General features: G+C 72.0%; 24 protein-coding genes. 13 read left to right on the plus strand and 11 right to left on the minus strand.

The window, feature by feature from the left end:
- The first annotated feature begins 3317 nt into the window (after window positions 1-3317).
- Window positions 3318-3557, plus strand: coding sequence for a hypothetical protein (locus tag AB0M88_RS30680; protein WP_364108373.1), 240 nt, complete (start codon window positions 3318-3320; stop codon window positions 3555-3557).
- Window positions 3558-3679: 122 nt separating this feature from the next.
- On the opposite strand, the gene AB0M88_RS30685 is transcribed toward AB0M88_RS30680, so the two are convergent.
- Window positions 3680-4423: an ATP-binding protein gene (locus AB0M88_RS30685; RefSeq protein ID WP_364108375.1), complete on the minus strand. Its 744-nt coding sequence runs from the start codon at window positions 4421-4423 to the stop codon at window positions 3680-3682.
- A 124-nt stretch (window positions 4424-4547) separates the two neighbouring features.
- On the opposite strand from AB0M88_RS30685, the gene secA2 reads away from it, so the two are divergent.
- The 5 genes from secA2 (at window position 4548) to AB0M88_RS30710 (ending at window position 10004) form a co-directional block, all read left to right on the plus strand.
- Complete coding sequence (gene secA2, locus AB0M88_RS30690; RefSeq protein WP_364108377.1) at window positions 4548-6842, plus strand: accessory Sec system translocase SecA2; 2295 nt, start codon at window positions 4548-4550, stop codon at window positions 6840-6842.
- Window positions 6843-7202: 360 nt separating this feature from the next.
- On the plus strand, window positions 7203-7754 hold the full coding sequence (locus AB0M88_RS30695) for a winged helix-turn-helix domain-containing protein (protein ID WP_364108379.1): 552 nt from the start codon (window positions 7203-7205) through the stop codon (window positions 7752-7754).
- Between the two features lie 33 nt (window positions 7755-7787).
- Entirely contained in the window at window positions 7788-8420 is a 633-nt protein-coding gene (locus AB0M88_RS30700) for a uridine kinase (protein ID WP_364108381.1), read from the plus strand.
- 161 nt (window positions 8421-8581) lie between these two features.
- Window positions 8582-9001 (plus strand): TraR/DksA C4-type zinc finger protein, encoded by a 420-nt coding sequence (locus AB0M88_RS30705; RefSeq protein WP_364108383.1) that lies wholly within the window; start codon window positions 8582-8584, stop codon window positions 8999-9001.
- 121 nt (window positions 9002-9122) lie between these two features.
- Window positions 9123-10004 carry a DUF72 domain-containing protein gene (locus AB0M88_RS30710; RefSeq protein WP_364108385.1) on the plus strand — a complete coding sequence of 294 codons (882 nt, stop codon included), beginning with the start codon at window positions 9123-9125 and terminating at the stop codon, window positions 10002-10004.
- Here AB0M88_RS30710 and AB0M88_RS30715 read toward each other — a convergent pair.
- Genes AB0M88_RS30715 through AB0M88_RS30730 form a run of 4 tightly spaced genes read right to left on the minus strand, consistent with a single transcriptional unit; the run spans window position 9981 to window position 12346 of the window.
- Window positions 9981-10769, minus strand: a complete 789-nt coding sequence (locus AB0M88_RS30715) for an aminotransferase class IV (RefSeq protein ID WP_364108387.1) — start codon at window positions 10767-10769, stop codon at window positions 9981-9983. The genes AB0M88_RS30710 and AB0M88_RS30715 overlap by 24 nt on opposite strands.
- 5 nt (window positions 10770-10774) lie before the next feature.
- Window positions 10775-11197: a MarR family transcriptional regulator gene (locus AB0M88_RS30720; protein ID WP_364108389.1), complete on the minus strand. Its 423-nt coding sequence runs from the start codon at window positions 11195-11197 to the stop codon at window positions 10775-10777.
- On the minus strand, window positions 11194-11589 hold the full coding sequence (locus AB0M88_RS30725; protein ID WP_364108391.1) for an SRPBCC family protein: 396 nt from the start codon (window positions 11587-11589) through the stop codon (window positions 11194-11196). The genes AB0M88_RS30720 and AB0M88_RS30725 overlap by 4 nt, the downstream gene beginning before the upstream one ends.
- Before the next feature lie 46 nt (window positions 11590-11635).
- A complete protein-coding gene (locus AB0M88_RS30730; RefSeq protein ID WP_364108393.1) occupies window positions 11636-12346 on the minus strand; it encodes a DUF72 domain-containing protein in 711 nt (236 codons plus the stop codon).
- Between the two features lie 90 nt (window positions 12347-12436).
- On the opposite strand from AB0M88_RS30730, the gene AB0M88_RS30735 reads away from it, so the two are divergent.
- The 4 genes from AB0M88_RS30735 (at window position 12437) to AB0M88_RS30750 (ending at window position 15117) form a co-directional block, all read left to right on the plus strand.
- Window positions 12437-12691, plus strand: coding sequence for a BatC protein (locus AB0M88_RS30735; RefSeq protein WP_364108395.1), 255 nt, complete (start codon window positions 12437-12439; stop codon window positions 12689-12691).
- A gap of 10 nt (window positions 12692-12701) precedes the next feature.
- A complete protein-coding gene (locus AB0M88_RS30740) occupies window positions 12702-13934 on the plus strand; it encodes a cupin domain-containing protein (protein WP_364108397.1) in 1233 nt (410 codons plus the stop codon).
- 101 nt (window positions 13935-14035) lie between these two features.
- Window positions 14036-14872 carry a RelA/SpoT domain-containing protein gene (locus AB0M88_RS30745; protein WP_364108399.1) on the plus strand — a complete coding sequence of 279 codons (837 nt, stop codon included), beginning with the start codon at window positions 14036-14038 and terminating at the stop codon, window positions 14870-14872.
- Entirely contained in the window at window positions 14869-15117 is a 249-nt protein-coding gene (locus AB0M88_RS30750) for a hypothetical protein (RefSeq protein WP_364108401.1), read from the plus strand. Before AB0M88_RS30745 ends, AB0M88_RS30750 begins: the two co-directional genes overlap by 4 nt.
- On the opposite strand, the gene AB0M88_RS30755 is transcribed toward AB0M88_RS30750, so the two are convergent.
- The 6 genes from AB0M88_RS30755 to AB0M88_RS30780 all read right to left on the minus strand — a co-directional run bounded on the left by AB0M88_RS30755 (window position 15114) and on the right by AB0M88_RS30780 (window position 21513).
- Entirely contained in the window at window positions 15114-15809 is a 696-nt protein-coding gene (locus AB0M88_RS30755) for a hypothetical protein (RefSeq protein WP_364108403.1), read from the minus strand. The genes AB0M88_RS30750 and AB0M88_RS30755 overlap by 4 nt on opposite strands.
- Entirely contained in the window at window positions 15806-18430 is a 2625-nt protein-coding gene (locus tag AB0M88_RS30760; RefSeq protein WP_364108406.1) for an FtsK/SpoIIIE domain-containing protein, read from the minus strand. Before AB0M88_RS30760 ends, AB0M88_RS30755 begins: the two co-directional genes overlap by 4 nt.
- Window positions 18431-18457: 27 nt before the next feature.
- The gene (locus tag AB0M88_RS30765; RefSeq protein WP_364108408.1) at window positions 18458-19330 is read right to left on the minus strand and encodes a hypothetical protein; all 873 of its coding nucleotides are present in this window, start codon (window positions 19328-19330) and stop codon (window positions 18458-18460) included.
- A gap of 4 nt (window positions 19331-19334) precedes the next feature.
- Complete coding sequence (locus tag AB0M88_RS30770; protein ID WP_364108410.1) at window positions 19335-19595, minus strand: hypothetical protein; 261 nt, start codon at window positions 19593-19595, stop codon at window positions 19335-19337.
- 230 nt (window positions 19596-19825) lie between these two features.
- Window positions 19826-20752, minus strand: a complete 927-nt coding sequence (locus AB0M88_RS30775; RefSeq protein ID WP_364108412.1) for a transmembrane transport protein — start codon at window positions 20750-20752, stop codon at window positions 19826-19828.
- Window positions 20749-21513, minus strand: a complete 765-nt coding sequence (locus AB0M88_RS30780; protein WP_364108414.1) for an ABC transporter ATP-binding protein — start codon at window positions 21511-21513, stop codon at window positions 20749-20751. Before AB0M88_RS30780 ends, AB0M88_RS30775 begins: the two co-directional genes overlap by 4 nt.
- 118 nt (window positions 21514-21631) lie before the next feature.
- Between AB0M88_RS30780 and AB0M88_RS30785 the strand changes: the two genes are divergently transcribed.
- The 3 genes from AB0M88_RS30785 to AB0M88_RS30795 all read left to right on the plus strand — a co-directional run bounded on the left by AB0M88_RS30785 (window position 21632) and on the right by AB0M88_RS30795 (window position 23878).
- Window positions 21632-22792 carry a histidine kinase gene (locus AB0M88_RS30785; protein ID WP_364108415.1) on the plus strand — a complete coding sequence of 387 codons (1161 nt, stop codon included), beginning with the start codon at window positions 21632-21634 and terminating at the stop codon, window positions 22790-22792.
- Complete coding sequence (locus AB0M88_RS30790; RefSeq protein ID WP_364108417.1) at window positions 22789-23430, plus strand: response regulator transcription factor; 642 nt, start codon at window positions 22789-22791, stop codon at window positions 23428-23430. The genes AB0M88_RS30785 and AB0M88_RS30790 overlap by 4 nt, the downstream gene beginning before the upstream one ends.
- Before the next feature lie 256 nt (window positions 23431-23686).
- A complete protein-coding gene (locus AB0M88_RS30795) occupies window positions 23687-23878 on the plus strand; it encodes a DUF5703 family protein (protein WP_364108419.1) in 192 nt (63 codons plus the stop codon).
- Window positions 23879-23968 lie beyond the last annotated feature (90 nt).

Consider the following 23968-nt stretch of genomic DNA (forward strand, 5'->3'; position numbering starts at 1 on the left):
AACGCGGCCTCCGACGGGGGACGAAGGCAGGGAAAATGGCACCGACGCAGGCGTACGTCAAGCCGGACAGTGTGCTCGCACGCACCGCCCGGGAAATGCTCGACGCCCACGCGGGCGGCGCCGGCCCCAGCAACGTCATGCAAAACTGCCCGCTCTGCGGCGAACCCCTCCCCTGCTCCTCCGGCCGGGCCGCCGCCGAGGTCCTCTTCGCGGCCGGCCTGGCCGAGGCGTCAGGGCTGGTCGCCGCCTCCCGCAAAAACCTCGGCCTCGACACCGCACCGTCGGCCGGACCGGGCTCCTCACCCTCCGGCTACGTCACCCCGCCCCCGGACGAACCCACCCGGTGGCCGGGCCCATCGGACGACGACCGCCCGGCGGCCGGCAGCCCTTCCGGTACGCCCGCCCCGACCGGCCTGATGTTCGCGGGCTCCCCGATCGAGCCCGTCGAAGACGACCTCCCGCCCGTACGCGGCCTCTCCGCCCAGGAGTCCGCGCCGCTCGGTCCCGGTCCGGTGCCGCCGGACGAGTTCGCGTCGCTCCGTCCCGGTCCGGCCTCGCCGGTGCCGCCGGACGAGTTCGTGTCGCTCCGTCCCGGTCCGGCCTCGCCGGTGCCGCCGGATGAGTTCGTGTCGCTCCGTCCTGGTTCCGGCTCTGGTTCGCCGGTCACCCCGGACGAATTCGCGGCCCTGCGGCCCTCAGCGGCTCCCGGCTCGCCGGCCGGCCCGGACAGGTACGCCGGCCACCGTTCCCAGCCGGAAACGAGTGGCCTCCGCCCACCACCGACGCCGGCCGAATTCAGCACCCTGCGCCCGCCGCCCACCCCGGACGAGTTCGCCGCCCTACGGCCCCAGCGCGCCCCGGAACAGGGGGCGCCCGGCGCGTGGCCGCCGCCGGAGGAGGCCGGGCCCACCGAATGGCCTCCTCCCGGCGGTCCGCAGCCCCCGGCGCCCGGCATCTGGCCACCCCAAGCCGGCGCGGTGGGGGAGACGCCAGGCGGTTCCCCGGTTTCCGGTCAGCAGAGCGGCCCGGGCGGCTGGCCGGGCACGGGGGGCCAGCCTGGATATGAGCAGCCGGGTGGTTTTGGCGGTTCGCCCGCGCCGGGGCAGCAGGCTGGTTTTGGCGGTTCGCCCGCGCCGGGGCAGCAGGCCGGTTTTGGCGGTTCGCCCGGGCCGGGGCAGCAGGCTGGTTTTGGCGGTCCGCATGCACCCGGGCAGCCGGGCGGCCCGCAGGCGCCGGGTGGTCTCGGTGGGCCGCAAGATCCGGGGCAGCCGGGTGGCTTCGGCGGGCCGCAGGCTACCGGGCAGTCGGGGGGCCCGCAGTTCGCCGGGCCGGAGGGCGGCCCTAGCGGCTTGCGGGCACCGGGGCAGCAGAATGGCCCGGGCGGCTGGCCGGGGGGCCCGGGACCGGACCCGAGCGGTGGGCCGGGCGCCGGTGGTGGCCTGGCTGGTTTGCAGGCGCCAGGGCAGCAGAGCGGTCTGGCTGGTCTCCAGGCACCGGGGCAGCCGGGTGCCTTTGGCGGCCCGCAAGCCGGCGGACAGCCGGGTGCTCCCGGCGGCCCGCCCACTCCCGGGCAGCCGGGTAGCTTCGGCGGCCCGCACGGCGCGGGGCAGCACGGTGCTGGCCAGTTCGGCGGTCCGCAGGCCGTTGGACCGGAGGCGGGCCCCGGAGGCCGGCCGGGCCCCGGCCATCCCGGCGGCTCCCAGATGCCCGGCTCGCCGGAACCTGGAGCCTGGCCGCACGGCGGTTCCCAGCCGTTGGGGCAGGGACCGGACTACCCCGAAAATCCGGCCGCGCAAGGCTCGTGGCCGAACCCCCAGACGGCAGGCCCGGGAGCGCAAGGCAGCCAGGTCGGCGGGCAACCCGGCACCCCGGGCGGCCCCCAGGGCGGACCGGCCGCTTGGCCCGGCGCCCCGCAGACCCTTGGGGCGCAGCAGGCATCGGCCCCCCACGCTGGACCGGGCGGCTTCCCGGGTCAAGGCGCGGGCACCGAGGGGAGTGGCCTGGCGTTCTCGGCCCCCCAGCCCGAGGCGGCTGCCCCCGGCCCGAACCATCCCGGACCGCAGCCCCCAAACTGGAACCCACCCACCGCCGCGACGGCGCCCCACCCGGCCGACGTAGACCCGCTGCTGGCCGGCCCACCGACCTACTACCAGCAGAACCGTCCCCTGGACGCCCCGAACTTTCCCCGCTCACCCCGCCAGCCCGGCCAACCGCCCGTAGGCACCCCCTTCGGCGTTCCCGGCGCGGCAACCCCCGCACCGGGTGCCCCCGGCACGCAGCCCGGCGTCCCCACACAGCCAGGCGTCTCCCTCCAACCGGGAGCGCCCGAAGCAGCGAACCAGGCCGGCCCCGCGAACCACACCGGCCCCGCAAATCACACCGGCATCGCGGGTCAGCCCGGCGCACCCGGTCAGCCCGGCGCACCCGGTCAGCCCGGCGCACCCGGTCAGGCCGGAGCGCCGCCCCACCCCGCAGCCCTCGGCCACCCTGAGATGCGTGGCCACTCCGCGACCCTCGGCCAGCCCGCGATGCCCGACCAATCCGCAACGCCGGGCCAGTCGGGCGGCCTTGGCCAGCCCGCGACGCTTGGCCAATCGGGCGGCCTTGGCCAGCCGGCAACTCTGGGCCAGCCGGCAACTCTGGGCCAGCCCGGCGGGGTCGCCCAACCCGCTACCTTCGGCCAGCCCGGCACGTCCACCCACCCGGACAATTCCGGCCCCCCGACACCCAACTGGCCGAGCGAGTCCGGATCCTTCGGCCTCGCCCCGCAGCCCGGCCAGCCGAGCCCCGGCGGAAGCCCGGCCCTATCCCCTTCGGGGAGTGGCCTCCCTTCCGCAAGCGGCCTCGCCGCACCACAGTCGGGCCAGCCCGCCCCGTCCCACCCGACCGGTCTCAGCCAGCCCGCGAGCGGCCTCGGTCAGCCCGGCAGCGGCCTGGCCCCCGATCAGTCCGGCCTGTCCCACATCGGCCTTCAGCCGGGTCCCGGCCCAGTCCAGCCCGGTTCGCATTCCTCGGGATCCCAGGACCAGCCCCGATCCGCCCCGACCACGAGCGACCCGCAATCCGCCCTGACAGGCACCACCGCCACCCAAGCCCAAGCCCAACCAGCGCAGCCACAGTCCGCAATGAGCGCCAATCAGCTGCCGTCAAACCCTTTCCCGGCCGAAACCCGGCCCGACGGACCACCGTCAGTCTTCGGCGGCGGCGACGGCTCGGAACAGCCCAGCGGCCTGGGCCTCCGTGCCCCCACCGCACACCTCGGCGACCCCTCCGCCGAGCGCACCCCACCCCGCCGCCCCCGTCTGGAATCTCCGAACATGGGCCAGCTCAACCGCCCCATCGCCGACGGCCCGCAGGCACTGAATCAGCAGCCGGCCGCCCCCGATCCGCTCAACCCGCACCCGGCCAGCCCGCAACCGGTCAACCCGCCCAACGCCACTCAGCCCGGCGGCAACCAGCCGCCCGCCCGCGCCAAGCGCCCCCGCCTGGAAGCGCCGAACATGGGCCAGCTCAACCGCCCCCTGAACGGCGAAAACCCGCCGAATCAGGGTCACTGAGACGCCTACGCCCTAGTTCCGCGATCCGCCCCCACCCGAATGGGTGGGGCCGAAGACTAACCCCCGCGCCCGACAATCCAACCCCGAAATCCACCGTCCGCGCGATATCCACAACCTCACCATCAAGCGGTTGCGAGCCGGCTCCAAACGACTTTCCCGTCGGTCACCGGCAGGACGCCCCACGCCTCGCTCAAATCGCGCACCAACCGCAGCCCTCGCCCACCGACCGCCCGCACCGCCGGGTCGGCCGCTTTGGGGAGCGTGCGGCTGTGGTCGCGTACCGTCATGTCCACTCTGCCGTCGCGCACCGCGAAAGTGAATTCCATCGTCGTGTGCGCGTGCCGGACCACATTGGCGACCAATTCTGTCGCGATCAGTGCTGCCGTTGCCGCCAGGTCGCTTCGGCACCAGGCCGCGCATGCCTGGGCGACGAGGCCGCGGACTTGCCGGCACGCGTCGGGCACCGGCCTCAGCCGTACGCGAATGGTGGATGCCGCCGGCCGGGCGCCTGCCTCGGCCATCGCCGCGGCGAATGCCGCGTCGCCGTCGGCGGCGAAGGAGAGACGGCCGCAATCGGGGTCGGCGGCGATCGCTTTTTCCGTACGCCGGTCAGCGCCACAAAGCACGATCGGCACGTTCGGCCATTCGACGGTCTGGCATACCACGGCCCCGAATGCGGCCAGTCCGAGCGGGTCGCCGATGTGCAGGTGGCCGACGTCGATGAGCAGTTGTTCGGGTTGCAGGGCGAGGCTGCGCCGCACCGACTGCTGGAGGGCGTCGCCGGTGACCTGGTCGAGGGTCCCGCTCACCCGCAGCACCGCCACGGGGAGATCCTTCTGGGGCCGGCAGACCAGCTGGCTGGACACCGCCCCTCCTCTCGCTCGTGACACGCCGAGTGTGCAGGCAATCCTCGTGCCCGCCGGGGGAGGGGAGCAAACGTGCCGGGAGTCGTCGACAAGCTTTCAGGAAAATCGAGTAGCGTTGCGCGCCATGGGTGTGTCGCAGCGGCTGAAGAGCCGGTTCCGCAAGTTTGTGCAGCGTCCGGGCACTACGGTCGACCTTTCTCCGTTCGAGAAGCGGCTGGCGGCCATCGAGGCCCGTGAGGATGCGCTGCGCGAGCTCGATGACGAGGGGCTGACCGCGGCGGCCCAGGAGGCTTCCGATTTCACCGAGATCTGCGCGATCGGGCGCGAGGCGGCCTGGCGTGCGCTCGAGGAGCGGCCGTTCGACATGCAGCTGCTCGGCGCGATGGCGCTGCTCTCGGGCCGGGTCGCCGAGATGGCGACCGGTGAGGGCAAGACGCTGACCGCGACCGTCGCGGCGTACGGGCATGTCCGTCTCGGGCACGGCCCGGTGCACGTGCTCACCGTCAACGACTATCTGTCCCGCCGCGACGCCGAGTGGATGGAGCCGGTCTACAAACTTCTCGGCCTGAGCGTCGGCTGGGTGACCGAGACGTCTACGCCCGACGAGCGCCGCGAGGCCTACGCGTGCGACGTCACCTACATCTCGGTCAGCGAGGCCGGCTTCGACTACCTGCGTGACCAGTTGGTCACCGACGTGGCCGACCGGGTGCAGCGCGAGCTGGCGACGGCGATCGTCGACGAGGCCGACTCGATCCTGATCGACGAGGCCCGGGTGCCGATGGTGCTGGCCGGCAGCGTCGCCACCGAGGCCGACCCGGTGCACGAGGCGGCCGATCTGGTGCGTAACCTGCGGGCCGGCAAGGACTACGAGGTGGCGGAGGACGGCCGCAGCGTGGCCTTCACCGACTCCGGCCTGAAGAAGCTCGAGGAGCAGCTGGGCGGCATCGATCTGTACGCCGACGACCAGGTCGAGCACCTTTCCGCGGTCAACGTGGCCCTGCACGCCCACGCCCTGCTGCGCCGCGACGTCGACTACATCGTCCGTAACGGCGGGGTCGAGCTGATCGACGAGATGCGGGGCCGGGTCGCTCAGCGCCGCCGCTGGCCGGACGGTCTGCAGGCGGCGGTGGAGGCCAAGGAGGGCCTGACCGCGACCGCCGAGGGCGAGGTCCTCGACACGATCACCGTGCAGGCGTTCATCGCGCTCTACAAGGTGGTCTGCGGCATGACCGCGACCGCCGTGCACGTCGGTGAGCAGCTCCGCGAGTACTTCAAGCTCGAGGTCGCGGTGATCCCGTCCAACACCGGCAACATCCGCGAGGACGACGACGACCGCATCTACTCGGCTCACGAGACCCGCGATGAGGCGCTGGTCGAGGAGATCAAGATCGCGCACGAGTCGGGCCGGCCGGTGCTGGTCGGCACGCTCGACGTGAAGGCGTCGGAGTTGCTGGCCAAGCAGCTGGCGGCGGCCGGCGTGCCGTCGGTGGTGCTCAACGCCAAGAACGACGCCGAGGAGGCCGCGATCATCGCCGAGGCGGGCGCGCTGGGCGCGGTCACCGTCTCGACCCAGATGGCCGGCCGGGGTGTCGACATCCGCCTGGGCGGCAGCGACGAGGCGACCCGGGACGAGGTGGTCGAGCTGGGCGGGCTCTACGTGATCGGCGCGGGCCGGCACGACAGCCGCCGGGTCGACGACCAGCTGCGGGGCCGGGCCGGCCGGCAGGGCGACCCGGGCCGCTCGGTGTTCTTCGTGAGCCTGGAGGACGAGCTGGTCGTCCGGCACGCCGGTTCCTCGCTGCCGCGTTCGCCGCGGATGGACATCGACGGTGTCGTGCACGACCCGCAGGTCGACTACGCGGTCGAGCACGCGCAGCGGGTCGCCGAGGGTGTCAACCACGAGATCCACCGCAACACCTGGCGCTACAGCGTGGTGATCGAGCAGCAGCGGGTGGCGATGGCCGAGCGCCGGGAGCGGCTGCTGACCTCCGAGGTGGCCGCGATCATGCTGCTGGAGCGGTCGCCCGAGAAGGCGAAGGAGACCGACGAGGACGTCCTGTCGGACGCCGCCCGGTCGATCGCCCTGTTCCACCTCGACCGGCTGTGGGCCGAGCACCTGGCCGAGCTCAACGAGGTGCGGGAGGGCGTGCACCTGCGGGCGCTGGGCAAGCTCGACCCGCTCGACGAGTTCCACCGGGCCGCGGTCCCGGCGTTCCAGAAGGTCTTCACCGAGATCGAGCGCCGCACGATCGAGACGTTCGAGGAGACCGACCTCAGTGACGGCTGGGAGCCGGAGCGGGCCGACATCGTCCGGCCGAGCGCGACCTGGACCTATCTGGTGCACGACAACCCGTTCGGCTCGGAACTCGACCGGCTGATCGCGGCGGTCGGCCGCCGTCTCACCTCGACCGGTGAGTAAGCTCTAACGATCCAAAGACAGCGGCGTTCCGGTCCGGAACGCCGCTGTTTCATTTCTCACCGAAAACAGAATGCATCGACGACGATTTGTGGCGGCCGTCTCACCGAGCTCGAAAAATAGTGTGACCCGCGGCACGAAAGGGCAGCGTACGGCCCTCGTTGGGCCATGTTTAATCAGTCTGACAGAATCCGTTACCGGGAACGCATTTCCACGCGGCAAGCTTGTTGTGGAACGATTTTCCCACAGTGTGGTTGCCGCCTTGACCGGGCAACCGCGCGGCCGTAATTATCGTTCGCGGATTTACGGAGGGTGATCGGTCGTATTCGGTTGCCGACATGTATTTTCAGGGGGCTCAACTAAATGCCGGTCAGTGCACTTTCGCCACGCATCAATCGCCATGTCACCGGTCCCGGCCGAGGCTCGGCGACGCGGCGTCCCAGCGAGCCCGCCCTGACGGTCACGGTCGCCATTCCGTTGGCCGGCGAGGCGCTGCTTCCGCAAGCCCACAAGTTGATCGAGGCGGTGCGCGAGCTCGTCGAGCTCAGCCAGGGCACGGTCACGGTCGAGCCGGCCGTCCCGGTGCGCGAGGAGCCGCCGCTGCCGTCCGGGCCCGAGGTGCGCATCCTCACCGCGTCCCGTCAGGTGATGCTCGACGGCGACCTGCTGGCGCTCACCCGGCTCGAGTTCGACCTCTTGCTCTTCCTGGCCGAGCGGCCCCGCCGGGTCTTCACCCGCGGCCAGCTGCTCTCCGGCGTCTGGGGCTACGAGCACACCGGCGAGCGCACGGTCGACGTGCACGTGCGGCGCCTGCGCCTCAAGCTCGGCGGCAACCTGCCGGTGATCACCACGGTCTACGGCGTCGGCTACCGCCTCTCCGACGACGCGCGGGTCGTCGTCCTGCCGCACGAGTAGGCCGCCGGACAAGAGCGAGGCTAGCCTCGCGGGGTGCGCGTACGCCCCGTTTCGTTCGAAATCCTGGTCAAGGAACTCGCCGATCTCCTCTTGAGTCGGGAACCCGACAGTCACCTCCGGGTGGGCATCGACGGCCCGCCCGCGGCCGCCCCCGAGCGCCTCGCCGACGCCCTCGTCGGCCCGCTCCGGGCGGGCGGCCGTCCCGCGATACGGATCAGTACGGCGGATTTCCTGCGACCCGCGTCACTGCGTCTCGAGTTCGGCCGCCGCAATCCGGACAGCTTCTACGCCGGCTGGTTCGACGAGGCCGGCCTGGCCCGCGAGGTCCTCGACCCGGCCGGCCCGGGCGGTTCCGGCCGCGTGCTGACCCGCCTCTGGAACGCCGAGACCGACCGCGCGACCCGTGAGCCCTACCAGGATCTGCCACCCGGCGCGGTGCTGCTGGTGAGCGGTCCGCTGCTGCTCGGCGGGGGTCTGGTGTTCGACGTGGCGGTCCATCTGGAGCTCTCCCCGGCCGCCCTGGCCCGCCGCACCGACTCCGCCGACGCCTGGACCCTCCCGGCCTACGCCCGCTACGCCGAGGAGGTCGACCCGGCCTCGTTCGCCGACATGGTCGTCCGGCTCGACGATCCGCGGCGCCCGGCCCTTGTCGTCGAACGTCAGTGAAGCGAGTCCGTAGCGGAAGCCACCACTGACAGTTATGCTCCGGTTACTTTTTCAGCGGAGGGCCCGTTTGGGATCTTCGGCGGAGGGTACAAGGCCGGGCCACGGTGCGATGGATCCGGCACGGGGGAGCCACCCGCAGGGGCAAGGGAAGGGCAGGGAGCATGCTCGTCAACGGAGCGGTTATCACGGGTAAGGGTGCCGCGGTCAAGGGGCGTACACCGGAGGAGATCGAGCAGATCCGGGCGATCCTGCGGGGACGGTTCGACGATCTCAACGCGGAATACGAGGACGCCGCGGCTGAGAACCACAAGCTGAGGCTGGCCGAGATCGGCGACGCCGCGGGCGACGACCAGGCCGACAGCGGGTCCAAGACCGCCGAGCGCGACGCGGCGACCTCCCTGCTGCGGACCCTGCTCGACCGGCGGACCCAGGCCGAGCTGGCCATGCAGCGGCTCGACGACGGCAGCTACGGCAACTGCGAGGGCTGCCACAACCCGATCCCGGTGGAGCGGCTGGAGGTCTTCCCTTCGGCGACCACGTGCGTCAACTGCAAGCAGGTGCGCGAACGCCGCGCCGGCTGACAAAGGCGACCGAGGCGCCGGCTGACCAAAGCGATCGAGGCGCCGGTTGACAAAAGCGATCGCGGGACCCGCTGCCCGGGCGAAGGCGGCGGGTTCGGCGTAGCGGAGCAAGAATCGAGCCATGGGTGACATCGAGGTAGGCACGGCGTCCTGGACCGACAAGACGCTGCTCGAGTCGGGGTGGTACCCGAAGACCGCCGACACCGCCGAGAAGCGCCTCGCCTATTACGCCGAACAGTTCCCGATCGTCGAGGTCGACTCGACCTACTACGGCCCGCCCAACGAGCAGACCACGAGGCTCTGGGCCCAGCGCACGCCCGAGCACTTCACCTTCAACATCAAGGCGTTCAGCCTGCTGACCGGCCATCCGACCAAGGTCTCGGCGATCTACAAGGACCTGCGGCCGGAGACCGAGAAGAAGAACGTCTACCCGGACGACCTGGAGAAGCCGGCGTACGAAGAGGTCTGGTCCCGCTTCCTGTCGGCCCTCGATCCGCTGGTCGAAGCGGGCAAGCTGGGCGCGCTGCTGTTTCAGTTCCCGCCGTGGTGGGGCATCCGCCGGTCCAACAAGGACTATCTGCTCGAGGTGGCGGCCCGCTGCAAGCCGCTGACTCCGGTCTTCGAGTTCCGCAACGCCACCTGGTTCGACGGCGACAACCAGGAGGAGACGCTCGACTTTCTCCGCCGGCACCGGCTGGCCTTCGTCTGCGTGGACATGCCGCAGGGCTACAAGTCGTCGATTCCGCCGGTGCTGGAGGCGACGGCCGACCTGGCCGTGGTCCGCTTCCACGGGCACAGCAAGAAGTGGACCAGCAAGGACATCCACGAGAAGTTCGGCTACGAGTACTCCAAGAAGGAACTGCGGGAATGGGCGCCGAAATTGAGCGATTTGTCCGATAAGGCGGATAAGACGCATGTCCTGATGAACAATTGCTACTCCGACTATGCCCAGAAGAACGCCAGCCAGCTGATCGAGCTGCTAGAGGGCGTCGAAGGGGACTGACTCCCACGCTTCCCGCAGCAACGACACCAGCTTGTCGTCGGCCGGGAACGGGACCCCGTCGATGCTGCCGATCGGCTGGGCCGGCCAGATCGAGTTCACGGCCGCCGCGCCGGCGAGCAGCGGCAGTTCCACGGCGTCGACCGGGCGCAGGGTCCACGGCGTGGAGTTCATGGACAGGGCCAGCTGGAGCAGCACCATCGTCACGCCCTTGAGCATCGGCGCCTGCGGCCAGATGACGCGGTCACCGTCGTAGAAGGCGACGTTCCACGTCGTACCCTCGCTGACCAGGTTGTCCGCGCCGACGAACAGGGCGTCGTCGTAGCCCGCGCGCCTGGCGCGGAGGGCGGCGTACGTCAAACCCATCGTCGCCGCGTGCTTGTGCGCCGGCCAGTCTCGCCGATAGCCGTCGGTCCGGACGCGAAGCGGCGGGCCGGCGGCGTCCGGAGCCGGATCGCTCACCGAGACCAGGATGTCCGGCGGTGCCCCGCGCTCGGCCGGCGGCACGAAGCCCACCCGCACCGAGGCGTCCGCTTCGTCGCCGAGCGCGTGCCGGATCAGATCGAGCACCCGTTGCTCGTCGTCGATGCCCGTCCGGTAGTCGAAGAACTCCTCGTTGCCGTCGGACAGCCGCGCCAGGTGCAGCGCCAGCCCGCGCACGGCGAACCCGCGCACCTGCATCGAGGTGAAATGTCCGTAATTCCAGGTCGCCAGCCGCTGGATCGCGGCGACGTCCGGCGCGCGGCCGTTCAGCTCGATGGTGGGCACGGCGTTCAGCGTAGGGCAGTGAGCATTTCGGTCAGACCCGGGCGATCGGCGACCGGGCCGAAGAACTCGTCGTCGACCGCGTCGACCACGGTGATCGCCTGCTGGGCGAGCGCGGCGCCGGCCGGCGTGATTCGCAGGAGCTTGGCCCGGGTGTCGGAGGGATCGACCGTCCGCATGATCAGCCGGCGCGCCTCGAGGCGAGCCAGCACCTGCGAGGTCATCTTGACGTCCGTCCCGGCCTGGCGGGCCACCGCAAGCTGGTTCGGATCGGTCTCGCCGTGGGTGTTGAGCCACCACGTGCAGGCCAGCAGCACGAACTGCACGTGGGTCAGGCCGAGCGGCCCGAGCGCCGCCGCCACCGCCCGCTGCCAGCGCAGGGTCACGTGCCAGAGCAGGAAACCGGGGCTGGTCTCGGGGTCGTTGATCATGCGATCGCGGCCAGCCGGGCCAGCACTTCGGGGAAGTCGGCGGTGATCGCCGGGCCCAGGCCGTCGGGTGCGTCGCCGGTGATCTCGGTGCGATAGACGATGGTCGTGCCGCCCTCCGACGGGACCAGCCGGTGCACGGTGGTCACCACGAAGTCGCCGGCGTCCATCTCGTCGGTGAACACCTCGCCCGGCACGACCTCGGTCAGCCGCATGCCGATCGGCTCCTCGCCGGGCGGCGTCATGGTGAAACGGGTGCCCGCCGCGAAGGGCCCGTCGACGCTGATCGTCTCGACGCCGTCGTTCCACTCCGGCCACGTCGCCATGTCGCTCCAGCGCCGCCACACCGCGTCGGGTCGGGCGGCCGTCCACACGCTGAGCTCGTATTCCCACATGTCGCTCTCCCGCTTTTAGTCTGCGCGAAGACTATCTTCGCGCAGACTAGCGGTCAAGGAGCGCGATCATCGCGTCGGCATCGGTCACTGCCGCGCCGCCCGGATCGTTGTTGAAAAACGCAAAACCTTCCCGTACGCCGCGAAGCCGGCGTTCCCACGTCCGCAAGGCGCTCCTGCCGTAGCGGGGTCGCGGATGGGCGCGACCCTCGTGCATGCGCAGGTAGCCGAAGTCGGCGGTGACCCAGAGCGGCGTGACCGGCCGCCCGAGGCGATCCGCCCAGCACAGCGCGGCCCCGTGGGTCCGCAGCAGGTCCCGGCACTCGTCGGTGAACCACGTCTTGTGCCGCGGCTCGACCGCCACCCGGACGTGGCCCGGAAACTGCTTCAGGGTCTCGTCGAGGGCGGCCAGGTCGGCCTTCATGGTCGGCGGCAGTTGCAGCAGCACCGGCCCCAGCTTGTCGCCCAGCCCCTTCGCCCGGTCGAGGAACCGCGCGACCGGCTCGGCCGGCTCCCGCAGCCGCTTCACGTGGGTCAGGTAGCGGCTCATCTTGACCGCGAACCGGAACTCGTCCGGCGTCCGCTCCCGCCACTTCTCGAACGTCGACCGCTCGGGCAGCCGGTAGAACGCGTTGTTGATCTCGACCACCGAGAAGTGCGCGGCGTAGTGCTCCAGCCAGAGCCGCTGCGGCAGCCCGTCCGGATAGAACCTTCCCCGCCAGTCCCGGTACTGCCAGCCCGAGGTCCCGATACTCAGCACAAGGTGGCGCATACCCGCCCCGCGGGCGGGTTAGACGTGATCGGCTCGGGGTACGACGGGGAACCTCACTGTTGGCTTAAGGAGCGTCTGATGGCACTTAGCGACGACGACATCACCACCGGCTCGTCCGGTGCGGGCAACGAGGGTCCCGCCGACGGCGGCGCGAACCCGGCCGGCCACGACGGTGGCGCGGACGGCTCGGCCGGCGAGGGCCCGGCCGACGGCGGTGCCAACACCGGCGGCCACGACGGTGGCGCGGACGGCTCGGCCGGCGGCGAAGGCCCGGCCGACGGCGGCGCCAACCCGGGCGGGCACGACGGCGGCGCCGACGGCAGCGCGTCCTGAGGACTGCGGGATGACGATCGATGCGCCGGGCGCCCGCCCGGCGCTCTCCCGTCTGATCACGGTGGAACCGGCCAAGTTCGGCACCTCCTACTGGGGCCGGGCCCCACTGGTGTCGCGGGCCGCCGAGCTGGGTGGCTCCGGCTTCACCGACCTGCTCTCCCCGGACGCGGTCGACGAACTGCTCAGCCGCCGCGGCCTGCGCACCCCGTTCCTGCGCGTCGCCCAGCAGGGCAAGGTGCTGCCGGCCGCGGGCTTCACCGGCTCCGGCGGGGCCGGCGCCGAGATCGGCGACCAGGTCGTCGACGACAAGATCCTGCGCCTGTACGCCGACGGCGCCACCCTGGTCCTCCAGGGCCTGCACCGCCTCTGGCCGCCCCTGATCGACTACGCCCGGAGACTGGGCGAACAGCTGCGCCGGCCGCTGCAGGTCAACGCCTACCTGACCCCGCCCGGCAGCCGCGGCTTCAGCACCCACTACGACACCCACGACGTCTTCGTGCTCCAGGTCGACGGCACCAAGCACTGGCGGATCCACGAGCCGGTCCTGCCCGACCCGATCGAACAGCAGGCGTGGGGCGGCCGCGCCGACGAGGTGGCCGCCACCGCCGAGGGCGAGCCCGCCATCGACGTGACCCTGGCCCCCGGCGACGCCCTCTATCTGCCGCGCGGCTGGCTCCACTCGGCCGAGGCCCAGGGCAGCCGGTCGCTGCACCTGACGATCGGGATCCGCTCGCTGACCCGGTACGCCCTGGTCGAGGAACTCCTGCAGATGGCCGCCCGGGAGACCCGCCTGCGCGCCACCCTGCCGTACGCCCTCGACCCGGGCGACCCCGACGCGATCGAGCCGGAGCTGACCGAGACCGTCGAGGTCCTGCGCGACTGGCTGACCAGCACCGACCCGGCCGACGTGGCGGCCCGCCTGCGCGACCGCGTCTGGCCGGCCAGCCGCCCCGAGCCGATCGCCCCGCTGGCCCAGCTCGACTTCGCCGAGCGGCTCACGCCGGACAGCGAGATCGTGGTCCGCGAGGGCCTGCGCTGGCGCCTGGTCGACGAGGGCGCCGACGACGTCGTGCTCTGCCTGGTCGGCCGCACGCTGCGCTTCCCGGCCTACTGCGGGCCGTCCGTCCGCATCGCCCTCTCCGGCGGCTCCCAGCGTGTAGGCGACCTCCCCCTCGACGACGACGGCGACCGCCTGGTGCTGGCCCGCCGCCTCCTGCGCGAGGGCCTGGTCGTCCCCGGTTAGCGCCCGGCGTCCTCGGTGAGACCGTCCTTCCAGACCCCGGGCCGGCGATCGACGAGCAATACCGCTTGGGGGATGTCCAGCGACTAGTGTACGTTCGCCTAGTGGCAGAGCTGCCGATCAGCAAGACCCAGCTGGACAAACTCGGCAACCGCCTCCGAGACGCCGACGAGATAGGTCCCGAGGATCGCGACCTTCTCGCGGCCGTTCTCGGTGCCTACGGCCAGGCGCTGAAAGTCGTGAAGCAGCATCTTGGTGATCTCGGTTTCCAGCCGATCGGCCGGCTGAAGACGATGGGAACGATCGTCGACAAATTGCGGCGCGAACGCAGCTTCTGCCTGAAGACCGTGCAGGACCTCGCCGGCGCGCGGGTAGTGCTGGCCGGTGACATCAGGGATCAGGATGGAACGGTCGAGGCCTTCCGCGCGAGATGCGCCGCGGCTGATCAAGCAACGGCGGTGATCGACCGGAGGGCCGATCCGCGGGCCGGTTATCGCGCGGTTCACGTGGTTGTGAAGATTGACGGAATGCCGGTCGAGGTTCAGTTCCGAACCGAGCTTCAGAACATGTGGGCCCAAATCTTCGAGCGCCTTGCGGACTATTGGGGGCGCCAGATTCGCTACGGTGGCGACCCCGGCGACGGTGCCCGCGATGCGGAGAACGCCGGTAAGCGACGCGAGTTGGTCGCGACGATGATGCAGGCGAGCAGGCTCGTCGCCGCATATGAGGAAGCGCTGGGTTCGGACGAGGTCCGGGCCGCCCGTGCCTGGCTGGATCGCCGACATTCCGGCGCGTCCGTGGACGGTGAGGACGAGGTTACGGAGGGCCAACGAGCCATGTACCTTGCGTACGAGTCATCTTCAAGGCGCGCCGAGGGCGCGCCTCGCCAGTTCCTCGCCCGGATGGCCGAGGCGGTCGACAAGGAGGGGCGATCGGTATGAACAGCTATCTGTTGGTCTATGACCGGGCGCGGGGAAAGCTTCTGGCCGAGCGGGAGTTCTCCGACAACGGGGCCGCCCTCAAGGAGCGCTTCCGGCTTGAGCGTGAGCACATGCGGAACAAGGACATCGAGATCGTCGTCCTCGAAGCCGATTCGGCCGCGGCGATTCGGCGGACTCACGCCCGCTACTTTCGTACCGCGGCCGAGTTGATTCGTGATCTGGCCGACGCCTTTCCCGAGCGCTAGGTGCGGAGGGCGGCCAGGAACAGCGCCGCCGTGATCAGGCCGGTCAGCAGGACTATGCCGAAGGCGCCGGCGGTCAGGCCGACTCCCCGGCGGTCGGCCACCTTCTTGGCCGCCACCACGGCCAGGACCGGACAGGCCAGCAGCACCACCAGCGCGATCACCGGCAGCGCGTCGCGCCAGGTGCCGGCCGTCGGGGTGCCTGTCTTGTCGCGCAGCAGCTGGTAGGCGAGGACGCCGACCACTCCGCTGAGGAAGCCGAAGACGCCGAACAGGAACTTCACCCCGGTGTTGATCGGGCGGGCCGGCGGCACGTACGACACCCGGGTGGCGACCTCGTCGAGGTAGTCCGCGGCGGCGCGGTCGCCGCGCTGGCGGGGTATGGCGGCCGGCGGCAGGGTGCGGCCGTAGCGTTCGGCCGGCGGGCCCACTTTGTGGACGAACTCCAGCCACAGGTTGTTGGCCTTGGCGTCGATGGCCTCGAAGTCGCGCTGGGCCTCGATCACCGTGGCCTCGGCCTCGGCCAGTGACGCCCGGGCCTCGGCCACCGCCTGGTCGGCCGCCGAGAGGCGTTCGTCGTGCCAGCGTTCGGCCTCGGCGCGCAGGCCGGCCGCCTCGTCGTCGAGGGTGGTCAGGCGGCGCAGGACGCTGCGGTAGTCGGCGGTGTCGAAGTCGGCCGGCTGGATCTCGCTCATGAGGCACCGTACGGAATGATCACCTCGGCGCCGCGGTGCACCGAGCGGTCGAAGTGGAGGGCGCGCCAGGGCCGCGGGTACCAGGCGGGGGCTCCCGCGCCGGGATAGTAGGGCGCCAGTTCGCTGCCGTGCACGTCGAGGGCGACCCACGAGCCGATCGGGTCGGTGCGGGACGCCTGGCCGCCGAGTGCCTCGCGCAGCAGAGCCGCCCCGCGCCACCAGCCGATCACGTGGATGCGCCGCTCCGGTCCTTGCCGCAGGACCGTGCGCAGCTCGACGTTGCGGTTCATCGGCAGCGCGTCGGCCGCGTAGATCAGGATGAAGTGGGGCCGGTCGGCCGGCCACGACATCGACGCCTCGCCGGCCACGTCTTCGAGCAGCCAGTCCACGTTGTCGAGGTCGTAGTAGCCGGAGTCGGGCAGTTCGGCGCGCAGGCTCTCGGCGAAGACGCGGGCGTCCTGGTCGAGGCAGACGATGGAGAACCGGGCCATCTCGGGGGCGAACTGGGCGCTCAGCGAGCGCCCGGCGGTCGCCAGGATGGCCGTCGCCTCGTCCATTCGGGTGCCGAGGATGGCCAGGTTGCGGCCGGGCGCCCGGCGCAGCACCGTTCGCGCCGACCGGGCCGCCACGTCGATCGTCTCGCCCAGCAGCACCATCGGGGCCTGCACCGAGTCGCCGGCCACCAGGGCCTGGTAGTCGAGGCTGTCGGTGAGCCGGGGGACCGCGTCGCCGTCGAACAGCCGGGGCGGGCTCATCTCCTTCGGCCGCTGGCGCCACAGCCGGTGCTGCAGGGCGTTCCACCGGTCGCGGTCGCCGGCCGCCGGCACCCGGACGATCTGGTTGGCTTCGGTCGCGCCCGAGTCGGCGTTGACCACCGCGTGATAGCGGGGCAGTGACTCGGCGGCCGAGTTGGTCTCGGCCAGCACGCGCTTGGCCCGGGGCAGGGCGATCCGCAGCGAGAACTGGGCGACCAGGGCGGGACGGCCCCAGAGCGCCTCGATGCCGGAGACGTCCTGCGACGCCAGGATCATGTGGATGCCCTGGGAGCGGCCGCGGCGGGCGAGGTCTTCGAGGAGGTCGACCGCCTCGGTGGCGACCGCGTCGCGGCCGGCCAGCAGCACCTGGAACTCGTCGACCACCGCGACGATCCGCGGCCACTGGCCCTCGGGGTCTTCCGCCCGCAGCTCGGCCAGGTTGGTCGCCTCGTGGCGTTTGGCCGCGTCGGCCCGGCGGCGCAGTTCGTCGCCGAGGAAGCGGAGCAGGGCGAGCCCGAACTCCCGGTCGGTGTTGACGTTGAGGCCGACCAGGCGCACGTGGGGGAGCCAGCTCGGGTCGCGCCGCCCGGGCGCGAACCGGGCGAACGAGACGCCCTCCTTGAAGTCGAGCAGATAGAACGCCAGCTCGCCGGGGGAGTAGCGGGCGGCCAGCGCGCCCATCCAGGCATAGATCAGGTTGGTCTTGCCGGTGCCGGACGGCCCGGCGATCAGCGCGTGCGGCGGGTAGTCGGCCAGCGTCACCGGCACCGGCATGCCCTGCGGGTTGTCGCCGAGCGGCGCGGTCAGCCCGGTCGCCGAGTTCTCCTGCCATTCCTGCGCCGGCAGCAGGCTGTCGAGGGCCACCGGGGCGGGGCCGGCCGCGACGGCTTCGGCGATGCGGCGGCACGTCGCGGTCAGGACCGCCTGCGGCGGCCCGCCATCCAGCCGTACGGGCAGGGAGCCGGCACTGCTCAGCCGCGCCTGGTCGCCCTCGGCGGCGGTGATGAACTCGATGCCGTCGGCCGCTTCGACCGGCAGCCCCCGGATGACCAGGTGTACGCCGCAGGCCGCCCCGGTGCGCAGCAGCCGCTGCAGCTGGGCCTGCTCGTGCCGGCTGAGCTCGCCGGCGCCGAGCAGCACCGCGACCCGCCACGGCTCGGGCCGCCGGTGGGTGGCCGCGGCCAGTTCACGCAGCGAGTGGTATTCGCCGGCGAGAACCGACTCGTTGATCCGGCGTACGTGATCGGTGAGGGTGTCGAGCAGCGAGCCCAGCCCCGCGGGCGGGGTGAAGGTGAGCACGCCCGCCGGGGCGAGCGGCGCGAAGCCGGCGAGACCACCACCGAGATGTTCGGGATCCCAGCCGATCAGCTGCACCCGGCCGGGCGCGGCGGTGCCGAGGGCCCGCAGCAGCAGCCCGGCCACCACGTCGTCGCCGGGCCGCCGGTCGCCGCGCACGACGACGTGACCGTGGTCGAGCAGCGGCACGAGGGCCGGCACCGGCTCCGGGTGCGGCAGCAGGAGGCGGCCGACCCGTAGTTCGGCGGCGAGCTCGAGCGGCGTCGGCTGCCAGTCGGTCCACTCGTCGCCCGCGGCGCCGGGTGCGGCCCGGTTGGCGGCGTTGGCGGCCGCTTCGGCGTACGCCGCCAGGTCGGACCGATGGCGCTCGTCGATCTCGCGGAGCCGTTCGTCGCGGGCCGTCGCGACCTTGTCGCGGCGGGCCGTGGCGGCGGAGATGACCCGTCGCAGGCGGGCGAGCGCCTTCTCGCGGTCTTCCTGGGCGTCGTGCAGGGAGGTGGCCGCCGCGCCCAGGGCGTGCGACAGACCGGCTCGGACGTCCAGCACCTGCTGGTTGGTGGAGTCAGCCATAGCGCTGGATTGTCCTAGTAGGAGGGTTCATCGCTGTTCAGTTGGCTCGGCGGGGCGGCGTAACGGTTCGGGCGCACTCGGGTCGAGGGCCGACGCGTCGCGTCCCAACCGGGCCAGCAGGACTCCGGTGAGCACGCTCGCGGTGACGGCGTTGTCCGCGGGGTGCCCGGCCGGGCGGGAGCCGGAGGTCACCGGCACCCGGCAGATCCGGTCGATCAGGGTTTCCAGAACGGCCGGTGAGGTGCCCGGAAGCATAGAGCGAACCCGGCCCTCGGCGGCGGTACGCAGCCGGGGTACATCGTCCGGTCGCGGTTCGTGGCCGAGCAGGTCGCCGGCCAGCCGGTGCAGCACCGGCGGGGTCACCGCGGACAGTGCCAGTCCGGTCGAGGCGTTGACCGAGTGCAGGTCGCGGCCGACCCGGGCCCGGTCGCCCGCCCGCACGCCGCTCGCGACGTTGCGCAGAAGTTCAGCCGTGTCCGTTTTGTCGCCGGAGGTGTCGGGCGCGGGCTCGCCGGTGAGTTCGGTGACCCGCTTCTGCCACCACGGGCCGAGCTTCTCCGGAGGCGGTGGCGCTTCGGAAGAGTCCGTTTGGACCGGCTTGTCGAGCGCGGCGCGCCATTCCCCGGACGGCGGCGCGCTCGCGTCACCCGTCAACCCGACCGTCGCCAGATAGGTCGCGATCGCGTCCTGGGCGACGCGCAACGCCGCCGCCGCCCGCTCGGCGTGCTCGGTCGCGTTGCCCAGCTGAGGTACGCCGATCGGGTCGACCGAGGTCTCGCGCACCCACATGAGGATCTCGGTGGCACTGCGCAGCTTCTCCATCGCGGCCGTGACCAGCCCGGTGGGCAGCTCGTCGGAGGTCGCGCGAAGCCGGGCGCCGAGTTCCTGGATCAGCGACATCGCGTCAGAGCATCGCCGTGTAGGTCTGGGCCTGCTCGACCGCGAGCAGCGTGGCGCCGAGGCATTCCTCGAGCGACTGGTCGGCCTGCGACAGCGAGGCGTGCGCGGCACCGACCGCGTCGTTGGCGCTGCCGTCGAGCGCGGCGGCGAGACTCTGCTGGGCCTCACCGATCTTCTCCCGCGCCGCCTGAATCGCGGCCTGACCCTCCGTGACCTGGGCGAGTGCGGCATCCACGGCCGCTCTGACCTCGGCGACACTGGCCACCCGTGCTGCCTCCTGCTGTATGGAACCCGGCCCATGAAATCGGCCCGGCACGCTGTGCTCATGCCGTTGACCCCAGACTACTGCCCCCTTCGGACACTGCCGTCCCCCCGCGCCCCATTTGCGAGACGACCACTGCCTTATCATGATCGGCTTGCCTGGGACACCCCCGCTTCTGTAAAGAATCCACTCCGGCGACCCCGGAAGAGCCGCCGGAGTCGTTGATCCGACGATCAGCCGGTCACCCGCGTGACACGAAATCCGGCAATCAGCGCGAGCAGGGCGGCCAGCACGAGATAGGCCGCCGTCTCCAGCCACTGGAATGCCCAATACCGGCCGGCCGGCTGATAGGCGATATCAACGTGCAGGTTCAGTCGTCCGAGGCATTCCGGAATCCCGTCGAACGGCCCGTTCACGCACTCGGCGTACTTCTCCTGGGCGACTCTTTGATCATTCGCCGTGCGGAGGTCGCTGTTCGAGATCACCCACGCGCCGGGAATCTTCAGTCCTCCGATGGTCGGCTCCCGGCCCAGCCGGGTGAGACCGCGGACCACCGCCGCGGTCACCGGGACGGCCGTCGTGCGCGGCGGCAGCAGATGAGGCCGCACGACGTTCGGCATCAGGACCTGAACGACCACGAAGGCGACCGCGGTGAGCGCCATCGCCGGCACCGTCCGCCGGACCAGCGGACCGAGCGTCACGCCGAGAAGAACGGCGAAGATCGCGTACGCCGCGGGCACCAGCCCCCGCGTCCCGAAGAAGACCGTCGTGAACCGCTGCTGGTCGACCCGGTCGAGCGGCGCCGCGGCCCAGCCCAGCAGGAGGCTCATCGCCGAGCCGGTGATCAGCCCGGCCGCACCGACCACCGCCAGCTTCACGGCCAGCCACTTTCTCCTGGTCACGCTCTGGCTCCACACCAGAGCCGCGGTGCCGGTCTCCAGCTCCTTCGCGACCAGCGGCGCGCCCCAGAACAGCCCCAGCACGGCCGGCGCGACGACGATGAGAGCGTCCAGCGCATAGATCAGTGACTGATAGCCGGCCGGGTCGCCGGCGCCGCGGAGGCGGAGGCCGACGATCACCATCGCGGCCGCCGCGATCACGAGAACGACCGAGCCGGTGATCGCCGCGCCCCGGAACTGCCGCCAGCCGAACCAGATCATCGCGCCCCGCCCAGGTAGGCGAGCGCCAGATCCTCGACCGAAACCGGATCCCCTCCGGCACCCCGCGCGACCCTGCGGCCCCGCGGCCCGGTCACCCACCGATGTTCCTCCAGCAGTTCCCGTACGCCGCCGGCCAGCGCGACCCGCGCCTCCGCCAGCACGATCAGGTGGTCACAGGCCCGCGCGACGTCACCGAGCAGGTGCGACGACAGGATCGCGGTGGCGCCCAGCTCACCCACGGCCGAGAGCAGGTCGCCGATGAAGTCGTCCCGGGCGAGCGGATCGAGCGCGGCCGCCGGCTCATCCAGGATCAGCAGCTCCGGCCGCTTGGCCGCCGCGATCGTCAACGCCAGCTGAGCCCGCTGGCCGCCCGACAGCCCGCCCGCCCGCGCCCGCGGATCGAGCCCGGCCCGGACGGTCCGCCTTCGCGCCAGCTCCCCGTCCCACCCCGGGTTGAGCCGCTCACCCATCCGCAGGTGCTCCCCGACGGTCAGCCCGGCATAGACCGGCGTCTGCTGAGCCACGAACCCGACCTTCCCGAGCTGCGCCCCCGGCCGGCCGCCGAGCACCGTGACCGTCCCCGCGGTGGGCCGCGCCAGCCCGCAGCACAGCCGCAGAAGCGTCGACTTCCCGGCCCCGTTCGGCCCGACCAGCCCCACCACCCGCCCGGCCGGCACCTCGATGGTGCAGTCCCGCAGGGCGGTGGTCCGCCCATACCGTTTCGTCAGGCCCACCGTCGTGACCGCAATGTTCGTTGGCATGCCGTAGAGCGTGTTTCCCCGGCCCCGGCCCGGCATCTGCCGCAGGAACCGATCGCCACCGCCGAGACCTGCCTTTTGACCGGTACTCCCGGCCACCCGGATCCCCTACCGTCGCCCTATGACCTCCCGACGCGGACTCCTCGACGCCCTTCTCGGGGCGGTCCTCGCGGTGACGCTGCTGGGCACCGCGGTCGCGCTGGCCGGAAGCTGGGGCGGCACGTCCTGGCTCCTCGACCTGGTCATCGGCGTGACCGTCGGCGTGCTGGCCCTGCGCCGGCACCGTCATCCCGCCGCCTACGCCGTCGCCGGCTCGGCGGTCGCCCTGGCGGGGATCGTCGCCGCCCGGCTGACCCACCTGCCGCACGAGCCCGGCCCGGCCACCGTCCTCGCGCTGGCCGTGCTCGTCACGTCAGCGATCCGCTGGGAGCGGCCTCATCAGAACGAGCTGCGCGTGGGCGGGCTGCCGCGGGCGGCTGTTGCGGCCGGGTGTGGACTCGTCGTGGTCGTCGTGGCGGGGCTGTGTACCCGGCCGTACGGCTCGGGCCTCGATGTGATCACCGTGCTCGCGGCACTCGGCTGGCTCACCGCGGTGGCCGCGGGTCTGGGGCTGCGGCTGCGTGACGCGCAGCGGCGGGCGGCGCTCGACGAGGTGCGCCGCGACGAGCGTCTCGACCTCGCCCGCGAACTGCACGACCTCGCCGCCCACCACCTGACCGGCCTCGTCCTGAAGGCCCAGGCGGCCCGTGTCGTGGCCCGCCAGGACGCGTCCCGGGTCGATGACGAGCTGGCCGGCATCGAAACCTCGGGCGCCGACGCGCTGACCGCCATGCGCCGTGTCGTCGGCCTGCTCCGCGACTCCTCCGAAGACGGCGCCCCGACCCTCCCCGGCCCGCCGTCGCCGGCCGAGCTGATCCGCAACTTCACGGCGCGGCCCGGCGCCCCGGAGGTGCGCGCCACCCTCGGCCCGTTCGCGCCCGCGTCCGACGACCGCGAGCTGCCGCCGGCGGTCCGGAGCACGGTCTACCGGATCGTCCAGGAGGGGCTGACCAATGTGCTGCGGCACGCATCCCAGGCCCGGACGGTCGACATCGCGGTCCACCGGAGCGACGACGAGCTGACCGTCACGATCGCCGACGACGGCCCGGCCCGGAGCTACCGGAGCGGCTACGGACTGATCGGGATGGCCGAGCGCGTCCACGCCCTCGGCGGCCGGCTCGAAGCGGGACCCCGGCCCGGCGGAGGCTGGGCGATAACGGCCGCTATCCGGGTTGTCCCGTGACGATCCGCGTGCTGATCGCCGACGATCAGGCCCTCATCCGCCACAGCATGCGGCTCATCCTCGACGACCAGGACGACATCGACGTCGTCGCCGAGGCCGCCGACGGCGTCGAAGCGATCGAGGCGGCCCGCCGCCTGCGCCCCGACGTCAGCCTCGTCGACATCCGGATGCCGCGCCTGAACGGCCTCGACGTCACCCGGGCCCTCGCCGGCCCCGACGTCGTCGACCCGCTCAAGGTCGTCGTGGTCACCACCTTCGACCAGGACGACTACGTCCACGGCGCCTTGCGCGGGGGAGCGGCCGGCTTCCTCCTGAAGGACGCCGGAGCCGCCCTCCTGATCGAGGCCGTCCGCGCCGCTCACGCCGGCGACGCCCTCATCTCGCCCGCCGTCACCGTCCGCCTGCTCCGCAACCTGGCCGCCCCGCCCGCCCCGCCCCCGGCCGTACCCCTCTCCGACCGGGAGGAGGAGGTCGCCCGCTGCCTGGCGAGCGGCCGCACCAACCGGGAGATCGCCGCCGACCTGTTCATCTCGCTCAGCACCGTGAAGGGCCACCTGGCCGCCATCCAGTCCAAACTGGGTGTCCGCAACCGGGTCGAGATCGTGGCCTGGGCCTGGTCCTCCGGCCTGGCCGGCTGACGATGGGATACCTCGCGTGATCGAACCGCACGCGCCGCTGGTGGAGATGCTGTCCCGCGCCTCAAGCCGGGAGCGCCCGGGCCGGCCGTCCCGGTCGTCACGGACGGTGTCCTGTGATCGCCGCCGCAGCTTCCGGGCTCGGCGGCAGCTTTGACCAGGCCAGATCCGCGAGGGCGGGCGCCCCTCGGGTACGCGGAGTGAATACGCGCTGGTCAGTGCTTGTCGGAGGCCCCGGAACGGGTGCAGTCTAGTGGCCATGGACTACGAATACGCGCCGCTCCGGTTGCCTTCGAATGTCGATCGGTTGACCGCTGCGGCGCAGCTGGCCATCCAGGCTGAGTTCTCGGGATGGGAGCTGGCGCGAGTGCAGCTCTTTCGCGACGGCACGCGCAAGGTGATGTTGCGCCGCCGCGTCCAGCCCAACCTCCAGCCCGGGTTGAGCATTTAAACACCGAGGTGCGGGCGGGGGTGGGGTCGGGGCGCGGGGGGTTAGGCCCCGAAGGGGGTGGGGCCGCGGGGGGGGCGTGATCCGACCGGC

The organism is Actinoplanes sp. NPDC051411 (assembly GCF_040682075.1).
GTDB lineage: Bacteria > Actinomycetota > Actinomycetes > Mycobacteriales > Micromonosporaceae > Actinoplanes.